The sequence below is a fragment of the Veillonella sp. AS16 genome (genome assembly GCF_000517785.1).
Taxonomy (GTDB): Bacteria; Bacillota; Negativicutes; order Veillonellales; family Veillonellaceae; genus Veillonella; species Veillonella denticariosi.
The window spans coordinates 511692-536673 of sequence record NZ_AZYX01000007.1 but is presented as its reverse complement, the minus strand read 5'-3'; the positions used below and the strand labels follow the sequence as shown (position 1 = coordinate 536673).

The following is a 24982-nucleotide window of genomic DNA, read 5'->3' as shown; positions in this document are numbered from 1 at the left end:
TTATTAACTATTTTTGTAATGCGTCCCAAGCTTCGTTAGCGCGTTCTACGAAAATTTTACGGATATTTTGGTTTTCCCCGAGACCGTGAAGGTATGTATCAACCTTGAAGCCTTCTTTTGTAAGGATAGATTTGTGGGAATCAGGTTCATCACCGGCCATATCATTATTAGCATGGTCGCCGGCTACCATCATGAACGGCATCAATGTAACGTGTTTAATGCCTTTAGCTTTTAATTGAGGAATTACCTGTTCAAGATTTGGAGTACCTTCAACCGTGTAGATAAATGTATTTTTAAGACCTAGGGAGTCGATGCGATCCTGGATAACCGCATAGTAGGCGTTGGATGGATCCGGAGTACCGTGAGCCATGATAAGCACTGCATCATCTTTACCCAATTTAGGGAATTGAGATGTTACTGCCTTCAATGTTTCTACTACTTCGTCAGTTTGATTTTCTTGGCCCATCCAGTACATGAGTGGAGTACCAAGAGTCATTTTTTTGAAGTTGTTTTTATATAAGTTGAATACAGCTACGTCATAATTGTATTCCATACCGGGGATAACATCTAGTGTTGTAAGTGCAACGCGTGTATAACCGGCTGCTTTTAACTGATCCAATGCTTCTTCAGGTGTTGGGTATGTAATGCCTTCTTTCGCTTGGATACGGTCGCGGATGATATGGCTTGTGAAAGCTGTTACTACTTTTGTATTAGGATGTGCTGCTTGAATAGCGGCTACAGTAGCGTCGATAGTTTTAGCGCGTGTTTCTTTGTAAGTAGTACCGAAACTCATAACAACGATAGCATCTTTGTTTTCTTGATTTTTAAGCTCTTTAGTTTCATGAGTGCGAACACCGATAGAAGATGCTTCCAATAATGCAGGTGTAGGATTTTTAACCTCTTCATTCAGTTGATATGCTGCGTCAGATACAACCGGTGTACCGAAAGATACGGCAAGACCTAATAGAGCGGATGCTAATGTTAATTCTTTTTTCATTTTAAAACTCCTATCTATAACTACAATTACACATATATACAGTTGCCGTAGTAGACGTATATTGAGAACTATAGATTTACTGTATATATATAACCTTAATGTCATCGTAGCAAAGGCGTATGGGAGTGTCAATAAACCCTATACCTGTAATAGTATGAAGAAACAGACATTTGTTGCATAAAAATTAATGATAAATATAGGGCAAAGCTTAAGAAGTACTGAAGTATTCTTATTGGTTATAGGGGTATGAATATCGGATTGTTAATTCCTTATATAAACATAAATGTAATTTATTTATTGTTTGGAAAAGGTTCCTGGCGGTATGTCACTGGTTCTATTGAATAGGTTAGTGGAAAACTAGTGATAAAAGTGCTTTTATGCAAAATTTATGTATATAAAGAAAAAGAGAGAAAAGAACAGGGGTTAAATAAATGATACAAAATTTAGCGATGTATAAAATTGTAGTACCGATTGCTCTTTTCGGTTATTTTTGGTTCAAAGTATATAAGGCGTATATTGGATCCGAAAAAAATTTATTGTGAATTAAATTTAAGACTTTATATAAAATATTTGTTGTTCTGGGATGTGTTGTAAGTAGTTTATATGTTGTAAATACATTCTTTGTAAAAGAATTTTTTGATGATTTATTGATCGTTTATATAAATGTATGTAATTTTTATTTTGTTGAATTGATAGGACATTATAAATTAAAAGAAGCTCCAGATTATGACAATTCAAATGTTTATTGTATTTTCTTAATATTTCTTGATAATGTTAGTATGGCTTGTATTGCACTGATACACTATCTAATTTTCTACACATTACTAATTGATAAAATTTCTCATTGACTTCCGAACACTAATCATGTACTATTATTACATGGTAGTTGATAACAATTTTCATTTATGAATATTGTTTCATGTATGAGGAATATGGAGGTCACATATGAAAGGTATCATTATTGCATCCTTTGGATCAATTTATCAAGATGCGGTGGAAAAATCCATTGGCAGTATAGAACAAAAAGTGCGCACCATGTATGCTGATATGGAGGTACGTCGCGTATTCTTATCCGATGCACTGGTTGAAAAGTGGAACGAGAAATATGATGATAAAATTTCTTCTTTTACAGATGTCATGCAGGACTTTGCACGTATCGGAGTGGATGAGGTGTATATTCAACCTGTTACATTGGTATCGGATCAATGTTATCAGTTGATGCGTAAACAGGCTTTAAAATTTCTACATAGTAACGATTACGGATTTTCGCAGGTGAATATCGGAAAACCGCTTCTTACGTCGTTAGGTGTAAAAAATTATGCGGATGACTATGAAGCTACGTTAGAAGGTATTATTCGTCACGTGAATACAAAAGCGTTGAATAAATCTGTTGTATTGATGGCGAATGGTCAGAATCAGTTGGAATTCAGTACGTTGCAGCTGAAAGCGATGTATGGTGCGGCTCCTAATATTGCGGTATTTACGACGAACGGTTTCCCTACATTTAAGCAAGCCTTAACATTGCTTGATCGTATGGGACATAAAGACGTTCTTGTGGTACCGTTGGCACTCATCGGTTCTACGCATCTTATGGATTATCTCGGCGGCGAACGTTCCGATTCGATTTATGCGTTGCTTGCGGAAGAAGGCTATAATGTATCTATCTGGAATGAAGGGCTTGGGGAAAATCCATATGTTCAGGATTTATTTTTGAAGCATTTAGGCCAGGCGATTCGCATGTCTGACCGTAGACGCAGTACGCCCAGAGAATCCGTGAAACCGGTTATGACCTCCTCTTCTCGTGTTGAAGTACAAGGCTTGATTTCCTAAGGGGTGTTATATTACTTTGAATTTAATAATCCTCTCTATAAATCCTCTCTATTAGATAACTAGTAGAGAGGATTTTTATATGAGGCGTATGATTTTTTGAATATGATGCGTGTATATTTTACCGGGATTATCGTGACGTGTCAGTGATACTTTCACTATGAAAAATATTTATAATCGCCATTTTATACGTACTATGGTATGACGGCTGCGAAATCTCTATGGTATGATTAACATATAATAATGATTAAATAAGGAGATTTTCATGAAACAAGCGATTTTAGTGGTAGCCTTCGGCTCCACGGTTGACAGTGCTCGTGAACAGAATATTGATTCCGTCGTGAAATACATTAGTCAATCCTTTCCCGATTATACGGTAAAGCTTGCCTTTTCATCTCGTATTATCGTGAAACGATTACGCGAGCGGGGCATTACCATTCCTACTGAGCAGGGAGCGCTGGAACAGCTCATTCAGGACGGGTATACTCATGTGTATGTACAGCCGTTACATTTTACGGGCGGTGAAGAGTTTGATAAGTTGAAACATAATATTCTGGCTCATGAAGGGGAAGGTCAGCTTGAAGTGTTGCGTGTTGGTAGACCTCTCGTGTACTATATGGCACAGGAGGAACATCCGGATGACTATCAAATTTTAATCGATCGCTTTATCAGGTCTTTGAATATTTCTGATGAGGACGGTTTACTGCTGGTCGGTCATGGCGGTCTCGGTTCGGGAAATTCCTCATATGGTAATTTACAGTTTAAATTGATTCGTGCGGGTCTCACCAATGTCCGTGTAGCTGTTCTCGAAAATGCGCCATATATTACGGATGTGGCATTGCCTTGGGAATGGCTGGATGGGAAACGGCCGAAACGAATTTATGTACATCCTTTATTGCTTGTATTAGGTGATCATGCACAGAATGATCTTTTCGGTGATGGAGATGACAGTGCAATCAACGAAATCGCTGCGGCCGGTTATGAGGTTGAACCGATTCATAGCGCCCTTGGCGAATATGATGTGATTCACGATATTTTCCGTCAACATGTACAGGATTGCATCGACGATATATATGGTAAGCGCAGTTCCCATCGGCCTGCTATCCCGAATATTAAATAGATTTTTGTATATGTTGCATAAATTGGTTATAATAGAAGTCAGATTGTAAAAATATAAATCTATATTTAAAACTGTTTGAATAGGAGATATACCATGAAAGGTAAGTTATATGGCATTGGCGTAGGCCCTGGCGATTCTGAATTGATGACTGTGAAAGCTGCGCGTATCGTAGGTGAAGCGGATATTATTATTACACCGAAAACGGAAAAGAAAGACGGATCTGTAGCACTGAATATTGCACAACCGTACATTCAGGAGCATACGGAAATCGTTCCCGTTGTATTCCCGATGGTGTTGGATGATGCGACTCAACAGGAAGGCTGGGAAGAGGCAAAACGGATTATCCTGTCCTATTTGGATCAAGGGAAGAGTGTCGTATTTTTAATACTTGGCGACCCTATGTTCTACAGCACATATATGTATGTATATCGTTTGATTGAAAATACGGGCCATGAAATCGAAACAATTCCGGGCATTACGGCCTTTTGTGCCATCGGTTCGCACTTGGGATATCCTATCGTAGAGAAGGAAGAGGTTCTTGCTATTGTTCCTGCTACAGCGCCGAAGGAAAAAATCGATGCCGTACTGGCCGTCGCGGATGATGCGGTTATCATGAAAGTATATAAGAACTTTGACGAAGTGCAAGAGGTGCTGTTAAAGCATAATATGGCGGATGATGCGGTGATGATCAGCCGCGTCGGTTTGCCTGATGAACAGGTTTTTGTAGGTCTTGATAATATGCCTAAAGATTCAAAACTTAACTATTTATCTACGATTCTTGCAAAGCGCAAGGACCGTTAACAAACACGTCGTAATTACGAGGTAATATCTATGAACACAGTACAGACTCCACGTGTTGTCATCGCCGGTACCAATTCAGGTGTAGGTAAGACGACTATTGTAGCAGGCCTATTGGCGGCTTATGCAGGGGAAGGACGTACGGTGCAATCTTTTAAAGTAGGCCCGGATTATATTGATCCGGGCTTTCATAAAATTGCATCCGGTCGAGACAGTTATAATTTAGATACGTGGCTGGTACCGCCTCATAAGTTGAATCCTTTTTTTGCATCGATGGCGAACGGCGTAGACCTCGCTATTATCGAAGGTGTGATGGGGCTTTACGACGGTGGACGAGAGGGCGTGAGCAGTACGGCTCAAATTGCCAAGCAATTACAGGCACCGGTTGTGCTCGTTATCGACTGTAAGGCTATGGGTGAAAGCGCCGCCGCTATCGCTAAAGGGTTTAGAGACTATGATCCGGAGGTTAATTTTGGAGGTGTTATCTTAAACCGTTTAGGATCGGTTAACCATGAGCGCATGATTCGTGAAGGCATGGATAAAATAGGTGTTCCCGTAATCGGAGCTATTTATCGTGATGACCGTATGCATTCACCGGAACGCCATCTCGGGTTGACTCCGGTAACAGAGTCGGATCCGACGGAAGCCATTGCAACGATCCGTAGCGCTGTGGAAAAGATGGTGGATTTAGAGCGGTTGCTTTCTATTGCATCGAGTGCGCCGGCAATTGACTTGCCGGAAGCGACCGATACAAAGCATATGCAGAAAAAAGCGAAAATAGGTGTCGCCTATGATGAAGCTTTTTCTTTTTACTATCCGGCCAGCCTTGCGGCATTAGAGGAACAGGGGGCTGAGCTTGTATATTTCAGTCCTCTCAATGATGTTGAAATTCCTTCTGTTGACGGGCTCATTTTTGGCGGCGGATTTCCGGAGATGTTTTTGCATCAGCTATCCGCCAATGAAGCTATGAAGTCATCGATTCGTGAAGCCAGCGAACAGGGAATGCCAATTTATGCGGAATGTGGCGGCCTCATGTATTTATGCGAAACGATTCATGATTTTGAAGGTACTGTGTACGATACAGTTGGTATTGTGCCCGCTAATTGCATGATGCAGCAAAATCTGCAAAAGGTAGGTTATGTGACGGCTACGGCTAAACGGGATACTTTGTTGGGCGATACAGGAACGAGCTTACGCGGTCATGAATTCCATTTTTCCACGATGGAGCCTACCATTGAAGATTTTCCTTGGGCCTTTTACCTGGAGGGCGGGCGTAAACCTCAATCCTATGATGGGGGGTATGCATCGGATAATGTGTTGGCATCGTATCTGCATTTGAACTTTGCCGGCACCGATGAAGGGGCTCAGCATTTCGTAAATCGATGTGAGGCATTTAAAAATAATCGATAATAAGGAGTTGCTTATGAGTGATCGTGGTTTAATTTTGGTCAATACCGGCAACGGTAAAGGGAAAACGACAGCTGCTTTAGGTGTAGCGTTACGTGCTGCAGGGCAAGGTTTTAAGGTTTTGATTTTACAGTTTATAAAAAGCGGTAACGGCTATGGTGAATTGGCAGGCCTTGCAAAGTTGGGGGATAATGTAGAGATTCGCTCCATGGGGAAGGGCTTTATCTATTATAAGAGAGATGAAATATCTCCGGCGGAATTGGATCGACATAGGAAGGCCGCTCAGGAGGCATGGCGTACTTTGGTTGATGAGGTTAATTCAGATAGATGGGATCTCATTATCATGGATGAAATTAATAATGCCATTAACTATGAACTTATCGATGTGCAATCTGTAGTAGATATGCTACAACATAAGCCGGAACGCCTTCATGTCATTTTGACGGGACGTTATGCAAAGCCTGAGATTATCGAGCTGGCGGATACGGTAACGGAAATGAAGGTTGTAAAGCACGCTTATGAAAAGGGAATCAAGGCGGCAAAAGGCATAGAATTTTAGCCGTTCCTTAGAGAAAAATTACCAAGTATTCTCAGTTGAAAATAAATCTAAATTTTTCGAAAAGGTCCTTGCGTAAACTATATCGAAAATGTATAATATAGACATAAGCACAGTTTGTGCATGAGATTTATAAACATTAAGTATGTATATAAGAATTAACCAGGAGGTTATTATGGCTGTTCATGACTACATTAAATCCGGCGATTTCGCAACTGAAAAACACGTTCCTGTAATTGAAACTGTGGATACTGTAAAAGCAGGTGAAACTTTTCACGTAACATTGTCCGTAGGTAAGGACATTGCACATCCAAATACGGTAGAACATCATATCGATTGGATTAAATTGTACTTCGTAGCGGAAGGCACTCAATTACCTTATGAAATCGGTGCTATCGATTTCAACGTACATGGTGACGGTGCAACTGCTAATGAAGGTCCTGTAGTGGCTGTTTCTGAAGGTACTCTCGCAGTAGCTTTGAAGAAATCCGGCAAATTGATTGCTGTTTCTTACTGCAACATCCACGGTTTGTGGGAATCTGAAAAAGATATCGTTGTTGCTTAATTGCAACTTTAATACCAGCTTTCGGGCTGGTATTTTTTTGCGCATTTTTGTCCTCTTGAAAAAGATTAAAGTTTTTTACTGGTGGAAAATATGCTGCCATCACCTTTACAGTGCGGTTCATTTTGTGGTAAAGTAAATGCATATTCATTTTTAGTAAGTTACGTTAAATGAGGGATTATTGTGGCCTTAATCGTTAAAAAATTTGGCGGCAGTTCTGTAGCAACGCCGGAAAAAATATTCAATATCGTCGATCGCGTTATTAGAGAGAAGCAGTCTGACGATCAGATTGTTGTCGTTGTTTCCGCGATGGGTGACACTACTGATGATTTGGTAGCCTTAGCAAAGCAAGTGACATCGAAACCATATGGTCGTGAAATGGACCGGTTATTATGTACCGGGGAACAGGTTACAATCGCGTTAATGGCTATGGCTTTCAGTGAGCGTGGACAAAAGGCTATTTCCATGACAGGGGCTCAAGCGGGTATCACAAGTTCCGACAATTTTAATAAAGGTCGTATTCTTGAGATTGATCCGAACCGTGTGTTTACAGCCCTTAATGAAGGTAATATCGTTGTCGTTGCGGGATTTCAGGGGATTACCGATATTGGCGATATGGTTACCCTCGGTCGCGGCGGTTCCGATACGACTGCGGTAGCTCTGGCAGGTGCGATGGAAGCGGATGTATGTGAAATCTTTACTGATGTTGACGGCGTGTATTCGACGGATCCTCGCGTGGCGAAGGAAGCTTTCAAATTGGAAGAGGTTACCTACGGTGAAATGCTTGAAATGGCACGCCTCGGTGCAGGGGTAATGCAACCTCGCGCCGTAGAAATGGGTTTTCGATATGGCGTACCTATTCATGTGCGTTCTACATTCAGTGATACAACAGGTACAATTATTCGGGAGGATTATACAGTGGAAGCAAATAAACACGTTATTACCGGCGTTGCAGATGATACAAATACGGCAAAAGTGGCCCTTGTAGGTGTTGAGAATAAGCCGGGCATCGCGGCAACCGTATTTAAAGCATTGGCAGAGAAAAATGTGGATGTGGATATGATTGTTCAATCTATCCGTTCTAAAAATGAGCCTAAGACGGACCTTATTTTTACAATTGCTTTGGATGATGTGGTATTGGCACGTGAAGTATTGGCGCAACTACAACAGTCTATCGACATTGAAGCTGTCAATATCGATGAAAAAATGGCGAAAGTATCCATCATCGGTGCGGGCATGTTAGGTCAACCGGGCGTTGCGGCTCAAATGTTCGATATCCTCAGTAAAGAGGGAATCAATATTGAAATCATTTCGACCTCTGAAATCAGTATCTCCTGCCTCGTTGCGGAGGACCGTGTGAAAGATGCGGTACGCGTAATCCATAATGGTTTGATATTAGACAAACGAGGTTAATTCCACATGGATAGTCTCGGTAGTTTTATGGATGAAATGCTCAATGATCAAGGTCGGAAGGAAGGCTTTATCAGCGATCTGCTCGGTAACTTGAAAAATCAGCCGATTCCAACCTTGGAGCAGGCTCAGACGGGATATACGACGATGAGCAATCTGCATGGTATTTTCTACGATTATGATAAATCGGAAGTGACCATAGCCTATAAGGTTGTTCCGGATATGTATGCGCCGTATACATTGAGTTTCGTACAATTTGAAGCTGTCTTGGAAGGTCTGTTGACCTTGCGCCGTAATAATAAGTGGCAGATGCAACATAATAAATAAGTTTACACCCTATGGGACATCGTCTACGACGATGTATCCGTAGGGTGTTTTATATATAGCATATTATACAGCATATATTTGATAGTGATTCTTGTCCTGTATATTTAGATGCCGTGTCGTGATATAATAATATATTAAGATAATTAATTATATGTATATAGAAAGAAGGGATGGCATGGAGGTAAATAAAGTTTATTCTGGCTTTCGCCTTAATCGTATTGAGCGTATCGAGGAGATTAACGGTACCGCTTATGAAATGAAACATGAAAAATCAGGGGCTCGTTTGATTTATATCGATTCTCCCGATTCAAATAAAGTATTTAATATTGCATTCAGAACTACACCGCACAACAGTACCGGGGTAGCTCATATCATGGAACACTCCGTACTTTGCGGATCCCGCAAGTTCCCGTTAAAAGAACCTTTCGTAGAACTTGTGAAAGGGTCTCTAAATACATTTTTGAATGCTATGACCTATCCGGATAAGACCATGTATCCTGTGGCGAGCAAGAATGATAAGGATTTTCGGAATTTGATGGACGTGTACCTGGATGCGGTATTTTATCCCCGCGTTCGTGAAGATGCGGAAATCGTCATGCAGGAGGGCTGGCATTATGAGCTTGATCATGCAGATGATGAACTGACGTATAAAGGGGTCGTGTTCAATGAAATGAAAGGTGTTTACTCATCTCCTGACTCCGTTCTTGAACGGCAGATGATGCGTGAACTTTTCCCTGATACGACATATGGGGTGGACTCCGGCGGAGATCCTGATCATATTACGGATTTGACATATGAAGAGTTCCGGAATTTTTACAATGTTCATTATCATCCGTCAAACAGTTATATTTTTCTGTACGGTGAAATGAACATCGAGGATCAGTTACGGTTTTTGAATGATGAATACTTGAGCCATTTTGATACCATTGATATTCATACTGAGGTTACCCTGCAAACTCCGTTTAAGGAGGGGAAGGTTGTCAGTTATCCGTACAGTGTAGGTTCCGATGAATCTACGGATAACCGTACATTGCACTCCTATGCGTATGTATTGCCGTCCGTAACCCCTGAGCAGAGTCTCGCCTTTGAAATCTTGACGCATGCTCTATTGACATCCCCTGCGGCTCCGTTGAAACAGGCCTTGGTGAAAGCCGGTATCGGATCTGACGTCAGCGGATATTACTTGGACAGTATTCGTCAGCCAATCTGGACAATTCAGGCATCGGGTTCGGATATGAGTAAGCAGGCTGAATTGCAATGTATTGTGGAGTCCACACTACAGGAATTATGCGATAAAGGAATCGATAAGGAACTGTTGGAAGCCTCTCTTAACAGCATCGAGTTTGCTCTCCGTGAAGGCGACTTCGGCGGTCGTCCGATCGGTCTGGCCTATATTATTCGCATGATGGATAACTGGCTTTATGATCAGGATCCGATTGAATTGCTGCACTATGAAGAGGCGTTAGCTAGTATTCGTCACGGCTTACGTGGCTCATATTTTGAGGATCTGATTCGTCGGTCCATTCTGGATAATCAGCATAAAGCATTGGTATCCATCTATCCGGAACGAGGCTTACAGGAACGAAAGGACGCAGAAGTTAAGGCATATTTGGCTAATGTGAAAGCCAATATGGATAAGGCCGAAATTGAAGGTATCGTTGAACAGACGAAACGTCTAAAAATACGTCAGGAAACTCCGGATAGTGATGAAGCGCTAGCTTCTATTCCGCTGCTTGAATTATCTGATTTAACACCTGAAATGGAAGCTGTTGAACGTTATGAAAGTAAAATCGGATCCACTACGGTTCATTTTGTGCCTACTTTCACAAAAGGAATCAATTATGTGGCGTTCTATTTCAACTTGAGCTGTCTCACTGAGGAAGAGCTGTTCTATGCAGATATTTTGAGTGATATCATCGGTCGTATAGATACAAAATATCGTTCCTATAAGGAACTGGCTAATGATATCAATTTGAATCTTGGCGGCTTGAGTTCCGATATTACGGCTATCTGCAAGGATGGTAAACGCGATGAATTCGTACCGCTCATGATTGTGCGTAGTAAAGCGTTGAATTCCAAGTTATTGGATTTATGTCGTCTTATCAATGAAGTCGTACAATACGCGGATTACAGCAATGAAGGACGCTTGACGGAACTCGTTCAGGAAAGTAAGTCTATTTGGGATAATGAAGCATTCCGCAGAGGTAATTCGATTGTGAGTCAACGCGTTATGGCTCGGGTATCTGCGGTCGGTAAATTCCGTGATGACGGAAATCTCGGATATTATCAAAAGATTAGTGAACTTTCATCAAATCCTGCTGCATTACCGTTATTGCCTGAAAAATTGGCTGATGTTGCCAGAAAGATCTTTCGTGCAAATAATGTGGATATTATGTTTGTCGGTAAAGACGGTGAATTGGATACCTTTAAAAACCTTATGGAGCCGTTGTTAATGACGTGGAGTACGGAAGCGTTGCCTAATGATACATTACAAATCAAGCGTGCCGAAGGCAATGAAGGGATCGTCACGGCCGGAAAGGTTCAATACGTGGCTCAAGGCGGCAACTTTATCGATCATGGTTTCAAGCATATCGGGCCTATGAGTGTGTTGGAGACCATTTTGCGCTATGAATACCTCTGGATCCGCATTCGCGTACAAGGTGGCGCATATGGTGCATTTGCCAATTTCTACGATGATGGCAATATGATTTTCTGCAGCTATCGTGATCCTAATTTGGTGGAAACATTGAATGTATATAAGGAGTTGCCGGATTATCTTCGCAATTTCACATTGACGGATCGAGAAATGCGTAAATATATTATCGGTACCATGAGTGCCTTGGATTTGCCGATGACACCGGCATTGCGAGGTCCTCGTGCAATGGGTATGTATTTTAGCGGTGCAAAACTCGAGGATAAAGTGGAATTCCGCAAACAAGTTATCGCGTGTCAACCGGAGGATATTGTAGCTTTGGCCGATGTGGTAGAACCTGTATTAAAGGACAACCATATTTGTACTATGGGTAACGAGCAAAAGATTAAGGATGCAGGGGCTATTTTTGATCATATTATATCCTTAGGGTAAAAGACTTATTAAATGTATTAAACAGATATGGAGTTTAACATGAAAGGACGATTTGCACCGAGCCCAACAGGGTATATCCACCTGGGCAACGTGTGGATCGCCCTTTTGTCGTATATATCGACGAGACAGCAACAGGGCGAATATGTGGTGCGCATGGAGGATATTGATCTACAACGCTCGAAGCGTGAATTGGGGGAGACTCTTCTTGATGATCTGGAATGGCTCGGGTTTGATTGGGATGAAGGTCCCCGTGTGGGCGGTCCCTTATCATCTTATTGGCAGAGCGAACGTCAAGGGTATTACGCTGCCGTTTTAGACCGGCTAGCCTTGGACCGGCGAGTCTACCCGTGTTTTTGTAATCGTACACGGTTGCAATCAATTGCATCGGCACCTCATTTAGGTGAAACCGTTCATCGTTATGATGGACATTGTCGTCATCTCAGCTCGGAGAAAATAGACTTATTGCGAGTCGACAAGAAACCGTCCTTACGGCTTGGCGTGGATACTTGTGAAATGCATATTATGGATCGTTGGCAAGGATCTCAAAACATCCGTCTAGTTGGTGAACTGGATGATTATGTGTTGCGTCGAGGCGATGGCATGTATGCGTATAATTTGGCCGTTGTTCTCGATGATATTGCCATGGGAATATCAGAAGTTATTCGCGGTAATGATTTATTGGATACAACGGGGCAACAATTATATTTATATAAAACATTGAAAGAGTCCTATCAATTTGATTTCAAAGAATTAGTACAACACTTTGGTATACGATCGGATAATCTTAAAACTTCTGATATGGCATATGATACATCTCCTATCGTGATTCCTTCTTATGGACATGCTCCTTTATTAATTGATAAGAATGGGTATCGTTTATCTAAGCGACAGAAAAGTATTACCGTTCGCGAATTGCGCCAGCAGGAATGGTCTCCTGAACGCATACTGGGAGAACTTGTTGTGCAATGTGGACTTTTGTCAGAGACATCGTTACCATCTCGCAAAATATCGTTAAAGCAGCTGCTCAATATTGACTTGGATATATCTGCATTATGCAGGAAGACTGTTGTCGTAGATTGTGTTGGTTGAGCGTATATAGTGAAGAATTATAAGATTATAAAAGTTATATCATAAAATTCGATATAATATATTGACAATGTTCGATATTCTATTATAATGATATATAAGAGGTGATCAAATGACAATTGAAACAGCTTTAAAGCAAAATGTGTGGGCCGTTATCGGAGCCACTCATAAGACCGATAAGTTCGGATATAAAATTTACAAATGTCTTAAAGATCACGGATATGAAGTATATCCAGTTAATCCCAATATTACCGAAATCGATGGAGATACATGTTATCCAAATCTTTCTGCATTACCGGTCGTGCCGGCCGTAGTGGATTTTGTAGTTCCTGAGGCTGTAGGCCTGGCTGCATTAGATGAGTGTCATCGATTGGGAATCTCTACCGTATGGTTGCAACCCGGTGCAGATAAACCGTCTGTTGTTGAAAAGGCGAAAGTATTGGGATTGCATGTCATTCAGGATTGCGTATTAGTTCAATTACCGTAGGAGGGTACAATGAGCGAATTAAAAGAATTAAAAACTGCTGAGTATCAAGATTTAGTAAACCAAGGCGGTGTGACCGTTATTGATTTCTGGGCTCCATGGTGCGGATATTGCATACGTATGATGCCGATTATTGAAGAAATCGCCGGTGAATTACAAGGTAAAGCAAACTTTGTAAAGGTTAATGCCGATGAAGAACCTGAATTGGCACGTTCCTTGCAAGTTGAAGTGTTGCCTACATTTGTAATTTTGAAAGATGGCGAAGTGGTGGACCGTAAAATCGGATTCTTGCCAAAAGGCGATCTTCAAGGTGCAATCGAATCTAAATTCTAATATATTCTAATATAGTATTAAATAGAATATAAGTATAATAGAATGCTAGAGGTAAAGCCTCCATTGATGTATTGATTACATTGATGGAGGTTTCTTTTTTATTGTTAAAATCGAACATATGTATTTAAGAAAAATGGAGATAAATGGAGTTTAAAGTAGAAAAATCAAAAAAAGTGGTAAAAAAACAGATTTTTTGTTGTGGAAGGTGGGGAATTGTGGTAGAATTTACCATATAGTGGTGGATAAGGAAGTGTTAGGCGGTGATAAGCATGTTCATAGGCGAATATAATCACACCATTGATACAAAAGGGCGGATGATTATACCTGCTAAAATACGTGAACAATTAGGGGAACTTTGTATTGTTACAAAGGGCCTTGATAACTGCTTAGCTATTTACACACAAGAAGCATGGGATAAGATTTCCATGGCACTACAATCACAATCCTCCACTAAAGCTAGCGTACGTGCTTTAAAACGGTTCGTTTTCGGCAGTGCGGCAGAGCTTGAATATGATAAGCAAGGTCGTGTTCTTATTCCCGTACCGTTACGAGAATATGCGAGTTTAGATAAACAAGCTGTTATTGTCGGAGCCGGGGATCACGTCGAAATCTGGAGTCGTGAAAAATACGATTATTATGATGAGCAAATAGCTGAAAGTATGGAAGAGTTAGCGGAAGGTCTTGAAGGGATCATGTTATAGGAGGCTGTTATGGAATTTAATCATACCAGCGTATTATTACGTGAAACCGTTGATGCCGTCGTAACTAATCCTGCAGGTGTCTATGTGGATTGCACATTGGGTGGCGCAGGCCATGCCCATGCGGTGGGCGAGATGTTGGCGCCGGAAGGCATGATTATCGGACTGGATCAGGACGAGGATGCTTTAAAGGTTGCTAGAGAACGCTTGTCGGATCTTACCTGTCGGGTTTTGACGATTCCTACTAATTTTTCAAATTTAAAAAATGCCCTACAGGAACAGGGGATTTACGAAGTAGATGGTTTTATTTTTGATCTTGGCGTATCCAGTTATCAGTTGGATACACCTGAACGGGGCTTTTCGTATATGAACGATGGGCCTTTAGATATGCGTATGGATAAGACTTCACCGTTGACGGCGGAGGATATTATTAACGATTATGATGCATCGGAATTATTGCGAATCATACGCGATTATGGTGAAGAACGTTGGGCGAAGCGCATTGTTGAATTTATCGTTGCGGCTCGCCAGGAAAAACGTATTACCACTACAGGTGAATTAGTAAAAATCATAAAACAGGCGATTCCGGCGAAGGCGCGTCAAGACGGACCACATCCGGCGAAACGCACATTTCAAGCCATTCGTATTGAAGTGAATAGAGAATTAGCCATCTTACATGATAGTTTTGTAGACGCTGTGAGTATGTTAAGACCACAAGGAAAAATTGGGGTTATTACATTTCACTCTTTAGAAGATCGTATTACAAAACAAACTTTCAGAGAATTGAGTACAGCCTGCATATGTCCTCCGGAATTACCGGTGTGCACATGCAATCACAAGGCTGTTGTAAAAGCAAAAAATAAGGCTATAGAGCCTAGTATAGGGGAGATTGAGTTAAATCCGAGAGCGAGAAGCGCAAAATTGCGCATCGCTGTCAAGTTGTAGTATTGGAAGGGGTTAGAGTATTTATGTTAGCGAGAAAGGCCGTTGCAGGGCAAATTAAAAGTGATGTGTTGGTTGTTGCACAAGGGGGAAAGCGCACCACAAGTGTGGCTCTTGATTTGAGTCCTATGATGAAACAAGTTGTACGAGCTGTTGCTGTGCTGGTAGGTTTCTTATTGATCATTATGGTTATGAACGCTTACAGCACAAAATTGGGCTATGAAGTGGTTAAAACACAACAGGCTGTAGTACAATTGACAAAAGACAATGATACACTAGATGTAGAGGTAGCTTCCTTAAAATCTCCTGTTCGTATCCAACAAATTGCGGAGGAAGAACTAGGGATGGTTTTGCCTGACTCTTTTGTTTACAGTACAAAAAGCACTGTTACCGAACGTAATGTGCAAGAGAAACAGCAAATTATAGACTAGCAGGCAAAGCAGCTCATACGGGCTGCTTTCCTTTGCGTGTAAAGGAGAGTATAAATGAAACGATTACAAGATATATTAACGACATTACCTACGGCTCATGTAGCGGGTAATACATCTGTAACTATCAATGATATTACGGCTGATTCTCGTGCCGTAAAAGAAGGTAGTCTGTTTATCGCTCTTGATGGGGCCACTGTTGATGGTCATAACTATATCGATAAAGCCGTCGCAGCAGGTGCAATAGCTGTTCTTGTATCGAAATCCGTTTCAGTGAGTGATGATATATGTGTTATTACCGTTGATGACACGCGTCAGGCAATGATGGCTTGCGTACCGTATTTTTTTGATTATCCTGCTGATTCGATGCGTATGATCGGCGTTACGGGTACTAACGGTAAGACGACGACGACGCATATGATTCGTCATATTTTGAAATCTCAAGGCCACAAGGTGGGTGTTATCGGTACCGTACATATCATGATCGGTGACACGTCGTATCCGATTCATAATACGACACCTGATGTGGTGGATTTACAGCATATTTTACATCAAATGGTGATGGAAGGGGTTACGCATTGCGTGATGGAGGTTTCTTCTCACGCACTGGCTCTCGGACGTGTGGCCGGCGTTGAATTTGATACAGCGATATTTACTAATTTAACGCAGGATCATTTGGACTTTCACAAAACATTTGAAAATTATCTGGCTGCGAAATGTAAACTGTTTGAGCAGGTTAGTGAAAGTAATCAGAAGAAACGCGGCAAAGGTGCCGTTATCAATATCGATGATGCATATGGTCATCGCGTAATAGAAAAAACAAAGGCTCCCACAATTACCTATAGTATTGACGGAAAAGGCACATTAAATGCTCATGATGTGGAAATGACACCGAAATCGAGTCGCTATAAGGTGTCTTATGATGGACATGAATTTACGGTGGCTATGAATACGACCGGTTTATTTAATGTATATAATACATTGGCGGCTATGGGTGCATGTTTATTGGAAGGTATTTCCATGGATGACATTGATAAAGCCCTTAAAACATTCAGCGCCGTTCCGGGTCGTTTTGAACTCATCGAGGAAGGACAACCGTTTGCGGTTGTGGTGGATTATGCACATACACCGGATGGTTTAGAGAACATCTTGCAAACCGCAAAGGCGATTCAGGAAAATCGCATCATCGTCGTGTTTGGTTGCGGTGGTGATCGCGATGCTACAAAGCGTCCTATTATGGGCCGTATTGCAGCACAATACGGTGATGTAGTATATGTGACATCCGATAATCCGCGCACCGAAGATCCTGTACAGATTGTGAAAGATGTAGAGGTAGGCGTTAAAGAAGGCCTTCGTGAAGGTGCTCATTATGAAGTCATCGTTGATCGTAGAGAGGCGATTCAGCATGCTATTCGCAGTGCAAAGCCGGGTGATATTGTATTAATCGCCGGTAAAGGTCATGAAGATTATCAAATTCTAAAGGATAAGACGATTCATTTTGATGATCGTGAAGAAGCGCGAGCCGCTCTTAAGGAGATCTAATATGGCAAAGTTTACATTGTCTCAAGTTCTGGAAGCAACAGGCGGGACGAGTACACATACAAAAACGATTACATTTTCAGATGTATCTACGGATACACGTATCATTGAAGCTGGCTTTTTGTTTGTCGCTTTGAAGGGTGATACCTTTGACGGTCATGATTTTATCGGGAACGCTATTGAAAAGGGCGCTACCGGTGCTGTCGTGGAAAAGGGCCGTACTGTTGACGGTATCGTTTGTATTGAAGTGGATAATACATTGACCGCATATCAACAGTTGGCTCGATATCATCGCCGTCGATTCGATATTCCTGTCGTGGCGATTACGGGATCCTCCGGTAAGACTACGACAAAGGAAATGGTGGCTGCTGTTTTAAGTACGGAATTTAATGTATTGAAAACAGAAAAAAACTTTAATAATGAAATCGGTTTGCCGAAAACGTTGTTGCGTTTGACAGCGGAACATGAAGCCTGTGTCGTTGAAATGGGCATGCGCGGACTTGGTCAGATTGAAGAATTGGCACTCATTGCGGAGCCTACCATGGGGATTATTACCAATGTCGGTACGAGTCATATTGAACTGTTAGGTTCTCGCGAGGCCATTGCCGAAGCTAAGAGTGAATTAATTCGCTGTCTGCCTGAGGACAGCATAGCCGTTCTCAATGAAGATGACCCGTATGTAAAAGCGATGGATTCATTGGCTAAGGGGAAGACGATTACCTACGGTATTGAAAGTAATGCTACCTGCATCGGCAGTCATCTGCAATATAAAAAGGACGGTATCAAGTTCACCTGCAAGTGTTATGACGAGGTGTTCGATATATTTCTTCCCATGATCGGTGTACATAATGTTTATGATGCGTTGGCGGCAATTGTGGCCGGTCGCGCATTGGGGATTAAATCCAATACGATTCGTAAAGGCTTAGGCGAATTTACGGGCACACCGATGCGTCAGGAAATCGTATCGTTTCCGGATATTGTCATTTTGAATGATGCGTATAATGCCAATCCTTCATCTATGGCTGAAGCTATTAAGGCTTTGGGACAGTTGGAAGGTAAACGCAAGATTGCTATGCTCGGCGATATGCTGGAATTGGGTGATTTCACGGAGGAAGAGCATCGCAATATCGGAAAATTGCTCGCTGAAGAGGGCTACAGCGTCGTATTTACCTTTGGCGACGCAGCGACTTTTATTGCGAAAGAGGCTAAAAAAGCGGGATTGATTACCTATCGTTGCAAGAGTCATCTAGAAATGGCCAACTTATATGAAGATATTCGGGAAAAAGGGGACGTGATCCTCGTGAAGGGCTCTCGCGGACTTCGCATGGAACGTGTTGTTGAGGAATTAAAGGAACGGGAATAATAATTAACGGCTAGCCGAGTCTAGCCGTATTATCCTTTTATTAATAAGTAGGGGATGTATATGATTTATGATATTTTACTGGCATTTATAATAACCTTTGTAATTACCGTGATACTCGGTAAAATTGCTATTCCTATGTTGCGTTCGTTACATGCGCAGCAAAGTATCCGTGAAGAAGGGCCGGAAAGTCATCAGGCTAAGGCCGGTACTCCTACAATGGGCGGTGCCTTTATGATGGTCGCTCTCGTTATCGGTGTGGCTATTTTTGCGCCGTGGAACGTAGGAACGGGAATGCTCTTGTTTTTAACATTAGGACATGCTTTGCTCGGCTTTTTTGATGATTTTGTAAAAGCTGTGAAAAAACGTAATCTCGGTTTGACGGCTAAACAAAAATTATTGGGTCAATTCGTATTAGCAGCCGTATTCTGCTATTGCATTACGGAGATTATGGTGGTGCCTACCACCTTGTGGATTCCTGTGGTGGATCTTCACATCCAAATGGGGTGGGCTTATTATGTATTGGCGTTCATCATTATTATTGGAGCTACTAATGCGGTAAATTTGACGGATGGTCTTGACGGTCTGGCCAGCGGCACTTCTGCGGTTGCGGCTATTGCATTTTCTGTTATCGGTCTTATCGTGACATCTACGACTAATTCTATGGTTGCTGAAAGTGTGGCTTATTTTGGCGCCATAGTAGCGGCTGTTTGCCTTGGCTTTCTCGTATATAATGTGAATCCTGCGAAGGTATTTATGGGGGATACCGGCTCTTTAGCTCTAGGCGGAGCATTTGCGGCTATGGCGATTTTAACTAAAACAGAATTGCTGCTTATTATTATCGGCGGTATTTTTGTAATGGAAGCGTTATCCGTTATTATTCAAGTTATTTCTTTTAAAACACGCGGTGTGCGAGTATTCAAGATGAGTCCTATACATCACCATTTTGAATTATCGGGCTGGCCGGAACAAACCGTGGTAAACAGATTCTGGTTCGGCGGGGCACTCCTTGCGGTTATCGGTGTAGCATTGGCGACTGTTACATTATAATCATTGTTACATGTGTTTAGGTTAACTTTCAGAACGTGTAGTCGGATCTATAATATTCATAATAAATTTATGGCTATTTATAAGGGAAATACTTAACGGAAGCGATAAATAATGGTATGCTTATAAAATAAGAATATTATATTTGTTATTAATTTGGGTGATATAGATGGAATATGGAGATAAACAGATACTTGTGCTTGGTGCCGGTGCCAGCGGTATAGGCGCCTCCTGGGTACTGGCTCAGTTAGGTGCTCATGTGGTATTGAATGATTATAAGCCGGTTGCACTGCCGCAACGTGATGAAGAGCGTTTGGTTGCTGCCGGTGTCACTATCATTACGGGGCATCAAGATGAATCCCTCCTCGACGGAGTGGATGTTATCGTTATATCTCCGGGAATTTCCTTAGACATTCCCATCGTGAAAGCGGCGAAAAAGCGCCGTATCGATGTGATAAGTGAGGTTGAAGTCGCTTATGAAGTTTCCAAATCACCTATTGTGGCTGTAACAGGTACGAACGGTAAGACGACGACCACTACATTATTGACAAGAGTACTTGAGAAAACGGGGCAACCCGTAAAGGTGGGCGGAAATATAGGCGACTCGCTTAGTGAGGTGGCCTACTCTATGCCGGCCGGCGGTTATTTGGTGGCGGAATTGTCCAGTTATCAGTTGGAAACAGTTAAGCACTTTAGACCGTTAGGGGCAATTGTGCTCAACATTACACCGGATCATTTGGCTCGTCACAAGACGATGGAAAAATACATCGCCGCAAAGGAACGCATTTTTGAAAATCAAATCAGTTCCGATTTTCTCGTGTTGAATGTAGATGATCCCGTTGTAGCTAATATGGCTGAACGAGCATCGAGTCATATTCTTGAAATCAGCCAACAAAAGCCTGTTAAAAATGGTGCGTATTACGCTGATGGTTGCTGTTATGCCGTATCGGATGGTACCCCTGTGGCGATAATAGGTACAGAGGATATCCATATTCCCGGGAGCCATAATATTGAAAACATTTTGGCCGTTATCGCTTTAACATATGCGTTGGGCATGTCTGCGGATAGTATTTGTGGTGTTGTCAGCAATTTTCATGGTGTGGAGCATCGCCTGGAACGTGTGAAAACCATTTCCGGCGTAACTTTTTATAATGACTCAAAAGCGACCAATGTAGATTCTGTTGTGAAGGCGTTAGAATCTTTTGAACAACCTGTGATCTTACTGGCCGGTGGGCATGATAAAATGACATCGTTAGAAGATTTTATGGAGCTCGTTAAGAAACGGACAAAGTCCGTTATTTTCATGGGTGCAGCGGCGGAGCGCTTTGAAGCGGCCGCTAAAGATGCCGGTGTGGCGCATATATATCGCGCAGACTCCATGAAAGATGCGGTACGTCAGGCCTATGAATTGGCGGGTGACGGCGATATCGTGTTACTATCACCGGCGTGTGCCAGTTTTGATTGGTACAGTTGTTTTGAAGAGCGTGGAGACGATTTTAAAAGGTGTGTTCAGATGTTGGAAGAGGGAGGACACCATTAATGAAACGCATCATTATTTCAGGTGGTGGAACCGGCGGACATATATATCCGGCGATTACTATATATAAGGAGATTATGAAACAATGTCCTGATGCACAGGTTTTATATGTGGGGACTGAAAAAGGTTTGGAAGCGACGTTAGTACCTAAAGAAGGTATTGAGTTCACCACCTTGCCGGTGCAGGGCTTGCAGAGGCGTTTATCCTTAGGTATGCTTGTGACCTTGGGAAAAACCGTATTATCTCTTGTGAAAGCACATTGTATTATTTCCAGATTCAAACCGGATGTGGTTATCGGTACCGGCGGTTATGTGTGCGGCCCTATTTTGATGGCCGCAGCATTGCGTAAGATTCCTACTCTTATTCAGGAACAGAATGTCATTGCAGGAATTACCAATAAAATATTAAGTCGCTTTGTGGATGTCGTAGCGATGGGATATAAGGATGCGGGGCCATCATTTGCAAAAGCTAAACGGATCGTCTATACGGGAAATCCTGTGAGACCGGATGTATTAGTGGATATGAGAGAAGACGGACGAAAGCATTTTGGTTTAGATGACGATACTTTTACAGTTCTTATCGCCGGCGGTTCCCGTGGTGCACGTACCATTAATAATGCCATGATAGAAGTACATAAACATTTTAAAGGGCAAGAAGGTATCAAGCTAATTCATATTACGGGGAATGGTGAGTACAAATCCGTTTTATCTCAATTGGGGATTACGGATGGAAACGGTTTGGGTGAATCTTCACTGATTTTACCGTATTTACATGATATGCCGAAGGCGTTGGCTGCTGCTGATTTAGCGGTATTCCGGGCCGGTGCTATCGGATTGGCGGAACTCGCCGTACGCGGTATTCCTTCCGTACTGGTGCCGTATCCGTATGCGGCGGAGGATCATCAGACATATAATGCGCGCATTTTTGTCCAAGAAGGGGCTGCTCATATGATTGTGGATAAGATGTTGCGTTCTCATGATTTAATTGGGGAAATTGAAATGTTTATGGCCAATCGAGATCTATTGGCACAAATGGGGAAGCGAGCTTTGCAGTTGGGGAAACCGAATGCAGCTCGTGATATTGCAAAATTGGCATTGTCGATTGCTAAGTGATAAGGAGAGGTTTTATGTTAGACGGTATTCATAAGATTCACCTCATCGGTATCGGTGGATCTGGTATGCGTGCTATAGCGAATATTTTGATTCAAAAGGGCTTTGACGTATCCGGTTCGGATGTGGCGGAGTCCGCAGTTATTACAAAGTTTAAAAATATGGGTGCTACCGTTCATATCGGTCATGATAAATCATATGTTAACGGTGCGGATGCGGTGGTTCGTTCTACCGCTATTCGTGAGGATAACCCGGAAATTGTGGCGGCCAAGGAACAGAATATCCCTATTTTGCATCGTTCCGATATTGTAAAAGCCGTACTGGATGTTACCGACGGTATTGCCGTGGCCGGTGCTCACGGTAAAACATCGACTACGTCCATGATCGGTCAAATTCTGGTAGAGTCTGGTGCTGATCCTACGGTTATTATCGGCGGTGAAGTAGATTATCTTAAAGGCAGCAGTTGCTTAGGCAAAGGGCGTTTTTCCGTCGTTGAGGCGGATGAAAGCGACGGCTCATTCCTGAAATTGCGCCCTCATACCGTTGTGATTACCAATATTGAGGATGATCACATGGATCATTACAAGACAATGGATAATCTGCTTAAAGCATTTTGTGAATTTGTAGAAACGCTACCTACTGACGGTACGGCTGTCGTGTGTGGGGATAATGAAAATATTCGCTATGTCATGAATCAGGTGAAACGCAATTTTATCACTTACGGTTTTGATGAATCCAACGATTATGTGGCTAAGAATATCCATTATGTAGATTCTTCATTGGTGTATGATGTGTATCATAAGGGCATTAATATCAGTCGTATCGGCTTGCGCGTGCCCGGAGAACATAATGTACTGAATTCATTGGCGGCCTTTATTGTAGCCCATGAATGTTGCGGTGTAGAGAATCGCTTTATTATAAAAGGGCTGTCTAAATTTATCGGTGCAAAACGACGTTTTGAAACGAAAGGTCATGTTGCCGGCGTGTGGGTTGTCGATGATTATGCTCATCACCCCACAGAAATTAAAGCGACCTTAAAAGCGGCAAAAGAGCTTGAAAAACATCGTGTCATCTGTGTATTTCAACCTCATCGGTATTCTCGTACAAGCTTGTTGAAGGATGAATTTGCCACAGCCTTTACAAGTGCTGATGAAATCTATATGACAGATATTTACAGCTCCGGTGAAGATCCGATTGCGGGAATTGACGGACGCACCATTCCTGATGCCGTTGAAGCTGCTACACATAAGGTTGTACATTATGTACCGTCCGTTGACGATATGCCGGCCGTGTTGGCGAAAATTGTGCGACCTAATGATTTGGTCATCACCATGGGTGCCGGCTCCATTAATCAATATGGACCGAAGTTATTAGCGCTATTGGAAGAAGGTTTATGATGAAAGATAAACAGATAATCGTATTGATGGGCGGCCCTTCAAAGGAAGCGGATGTGTCCAGACGTACAGGTGCCGCTATTGCAGAGGCTCTTGTTAGTAAAGGTTATAAAGCTAAAACCTTGGAGTTGAACCCGCGTACATTGTTACAAGACATTGAGTCATTAGGCGGTGAAATCGTATTTAATGCGATTCATGGCCGTTACGGTGAGGATGGAGCGTTACAGGGGTTATTGGAAATGGCTGAAATCCCGTATACCGGATCCGGCATCATGGCTCATGCGGTGGGCATGAATAAAAAAGTCAGCAAGGATGTATTTAAAGGGGCCGGTATTCCGACCGCAACTTTTGAATCGTATAATGGTAATATTGAGTCAGATAAAGCCATTATTCAACATATTCGTGAGACTTTCACCATCCCTGTAGTAGTAAAATCTGCAACGCAAGGTTCAAGTATCGGTGTTACCATTGTTCGTGATGAAATTCAGTTGGCGGATGCCGTAACGGAAGCGCTTAAGTATGACCCAATCCTCGTGGTAGAACAGTTCCTGGATGGACGTGAATTCACCGTTTCCGTCCTGGATGGTCAAGCTTTACCGGTCATTGAAATTCGTCCGCATTCCGGTGAATATGATTATGAAAGTAAGTATACGGCTGGCGCTACAGATTATCTCGTACCTGCACCGATCAGCGATGATATGACGGCTGCGATGCAGAGCATTGGGGAACGAGTATATCGGGAAGTGCAAGGGAGCGGCGCTATTCGTGTTGATATCATGACGGATCATGATGACAATTTATATGTTCTGGAATATAATACGATACCGGGAATGACGTCGACATCCCTGGTACCAAAAGCGGCTAAAGAAACGGGAATGGATTTTCCCACATTATGTGAAAAGATTCTGTTAACGGCCGGTTTGGGGAAATTTTGAG

At 42.2% G+C, this 24982-nt stretch carries 23 protein-coding genes; 22 read left to right on the top strand and 1 reads right to left on the bottom strand.

Annotated elements, in window-relative coordinates:
- Window positions 1-7: 7 nt before the first annotated feature.
- Complete coding sequence (locus tag HMPREF1521_RS02670) at window positions 8-997, bottom strand: sirohydrochlorin cobaltochelatase (RefSeq protein WP_038115484.1); 990 nt, start codon at window positions 995-997, stop codon at window positions 8-10.
- Window positions 998-1942: 945 nt separating this feature from the next.
- Between HMPREF1521_RS02670 and HMPREF1521_RS02665 the strand changes: the two genes are divergently transcribed.
- The 22 genes from HMPREF1521_RS02665 to HMPREF1521_RS02560 all read left to right on the top strand — a co-directional run bounded on the left by HMPREF1521_RS02665 (window position 1943) and on the right by HMPREF1521_RS02560 (window position 24981).
- Window positions 1943-2827, top strand: coding sequence for a sirohydrochlorin cobaltochelatase (locus tag HMPREF1521_RS02665; RefSeq protein ID WP_038115481.1), 885 nt, complete (start codon window positions 1943-1945; stop codon window positions 2825-2827).
- 262 nt (window positions 2828-3089) lie between these two features.
- The gene (locus tag HMPREF1521_RS02660; RefSeq protein WP_038115480.1) at window positions 3090-3944 is read left to right on the top strand and encodes a sirohydrochlorin cobaltochelatase; all 855 of its coding nucleotides are present in this window, start codon (window positions 3090-3092) and stop codon (window positions 3942-3944) included.
- Window positions 3945-4037: 93 nt separating this feature from the next.
- Window positions 4038-4745 (top strand): precorrin-2 C(20)-methyltransferase, encoded by a 708-nt coding sequence (gene cobI / locus HMPREF1521_RS02655; protein WP_038115478.1) that lies wholly within the window; start codon window positions 4038-4040, stop codon window positions 4743-4745.
- Window positions 4746-4775: 30 nt separating this feature from the next.
- Window positions 4776-6152 carry a cobyrinate a,c-diamide synthase gene (locus HMPREF1521_RS02650; protein WP_038115476.1) on the top strand — a complete coding sequence of 459 codons (1377 nt, stop codon included), beginning with the start codon at window positions 4776-4778 and terminating at the stop codon, window positions 6150-6152.
- Between the two features lie 13 nt (window positions 6153-6165).
- The gene (gene cobO, locus HMPREF1521_RS02645) at window positions 6166-6708 is read left to right on the top strand and encodes a cob(I)yrinic acid a,c-diamide adenosyltransferase (RefSeq protein WP_038115474.1); all 543 of its coding nucleotides are present in this window, start codon (window positions 6166-6168) and stop codon (window positions 6706-6708) included.
- Window positions 6709-6880: 172 nt separating this feature from the next.
- Window positions 6881-7270 carry a class II SORL domain-containing protein gene (locus HMPREF1521_RS02640; protein WP_038115472.1) on the top strand — a complete coding sequence of 130 codons (390 nt, stop codon included), beginning with the start codon at window positions 6881-6883 and terminating at the stop codon, window positions 7268-7270.
- Between the two features lie 180 nt (window positions 7271-7450).
- On the top strand, window positions 7451-8680 hold the full coding sequence (locus HMPREF1521_RS02635; protein ID WP_038115471.1) for an aspartate kinase: 1230 nt from the start codon (window positions 7451-7453) through the stop codon (window positions 8678-8680).
- A 6-nt stretch (window positions 8681-8686) separates the two neighbouring features.
- A complete protein-coding gene (locus HMPREF1521_RS02630; RefSeq protein WP_038115469.1) occupies window positions 8687-9004 on the top strand; it encodes a hypothetical protein in 318 nt (105 codons plus the stop codon).
- A 175-nt stretch (window positions 9005-9179) separates the two neighbouring features.
- Window positions 9180-12089 (top strand): insulinase family protein, encoded by a 2910-nt coding sequence (locus HMPREF1521_RS02625; RefSeq protein ID WP_038115467.1) that lies wholly within the window; start codon window positions 9180-9182, stop codon window positions 12087-12089.
- 39 nt (window positions 12090-12128) lie between these two features.
- Window positions 12129-13178, top strand: coding sequence for a glutamate--tRNA ligase family protein (locus HMPREF1521_RS02620; RefSeq protein ID WP_038115465.1), 1050 nt, complete (start codon window positions 12129-12131; stop codon window positions 13176-13178).
- 109 nt (window positions 13179-13287) lie between these two features.
- Window positions 13288-13662 (top strand): CoA-binding protein, encoded by a 375-nt coding sequence (locus HMPREF1521_RS02615; protein ID WP_038115463.1) that lies wholly within the window; start codon window positions 13288-13290, stop codon window positions 13660-13662.
- 9 nt (window positions 13663-13671) lie between these two features.
- The gene (gene trxA, locus HMPREF1521_RS02610; protein WP_038115462.1) at window positions 13672-13992 is read left to right on the top strand and encodes a thioredoxin; all 321 of its coding nucleotides are present in this window, start codon (window positions 13672-13674) and stop codon (window positions 13990-13992) included.
- Window positions 13993-14261: 269 nt separating this feature from the next.
- Entirely contained in the window at window positions 14262-14693 is a 432-nt protein-coding gene (mraZ, locus tag HMPREF1521_RS02605; RefSeq protein ID WP_038115460.1) for a division/cell wall cluster transcriptional repressor MraZ, read from the top strand.
- 9 nt (window positions 14694-14702) lie between these two features.
- Window positions 14703-15635 (top strand): 16S rRNA (cytosine(1402)-N(4))-methyltransferase RsmH, encoded by a 933-nt coding sequence (rsmH, locus tag HMPREF1521_RS02600; RefSeq protein ID WP_038115458.1) that lies wholly within the window; start codon window positions 14703-14705, stop codon window positions 15633-15635.
- A gap of 23 nt (window positions 15636-15658) precedes the next feature.
- Window positions 15659-16063, top strand: a complete 405-nt coding sequence (gene ftsL / locus HMPREF1521_RS02595; RefSeq protein WP_038115456.1) for a cell division protein FtsL — start codon at window positions 15659-15661, stop codon at window positions 16061-16063.
- Between the two features lie 54 nt (window positions 16064-16117).
- Window positions 16118-17602, top strand: a complete 1485-nt coding sequence (locus HMPREF1521_RS02590) for a UDP-N-acetylmuramoyl-L-alanyl-D-glutamate--2,6-diaminopimelate ligase (RefSeq protein ID WP_038115453.1) — start codon at window positions 16118-16120, stop codon at window positions 17600-17602.
- Between the two features lies 1 nt (window position 17603).
- Complete coding sequence (gene murF / locus HMPREF1521_RS02585; RefSeq protein ID WP_038115450.1) at window positions 17604-18962, top strand: UDP-N-acetylmuramoyl-tripeptide--D-alanyl-D-alanine ligase; 1359 nt, start codon at window positions 17604-17606, stop codon at window positions 18960-18962.
- A 60-nt stretch (window positions 18963-19022) separates the two neighbouring features.
- Window positions 19023-20009: a phospho-N-acetylmuramoyl-pentapeptide-transferase gene (gene mraY, locus HMPREF1521_RS02580; RefSeq protein ID WP_038115446.1), complete on the top strand. Its 987-nt coding sequence runs from the start codon at window positions 19023-19025 to the stop codon at window positions 20007-20009.
- A 166-nt stretch (window positions 20010-20175) separates the two neighbouring features.
- The gene (gene murD / locus HMPREF1521_RS02575) at window positions 20176-21546 is read left to right on the top strand and encodes a UDP-N-acetylmuramoyl-L-alanine--D-glutamate ligase (protein WP_038115444.1); all 1371 of its coding nucleotides are present in this window, start codon (window positions 20176-20178) and stop codon (window positions 21544-21546) included.
- Window positions 21546-22655 (top strand): undecaprenyldiphospho-muramoylpentapeptide beta-N-acetylglucosaminyltransferase, encoded by a 1110-nt coding sequence (gene murG / locus HMPREF1521_RS02570; protein WP_038115441.1) that lies wholly within the window; start codon window positions 21546-21548, stop codon window positions 22653-22655. Before murD ends, murG begins: the two co-directional genes overlap by 1 nt.
- Before the next feature lie 14 nt (window positions 22656-22669).
- A complete protein-coding gene (gene murC / locus HMPREF1521_RS02565; protein WP_038115438.1) occupies window positions 22670-24049 on the top strand; it encodes a UDP-N-acetylmuramate--L-alanine ligase in 1380 nt (459 codons plus the stop codon).
- On the top strand, window positions 24049-24981 hold the full coding sequence (locus HMPREF1521_RS02560; protein ID WP_038115436.1) for a D-alanine--D-alanine ligase: 933 nt from the start codon (window positions 24049-24051) through the stop codon (window positions 24979-24981). The genes murC and HMPREF1521_RS02560 overlap by 1 nt, the downstream gene beginning before the upstream one ends.
- The last annotated feature ends 1 nt before the right edge of the window (window position 24982 follow it).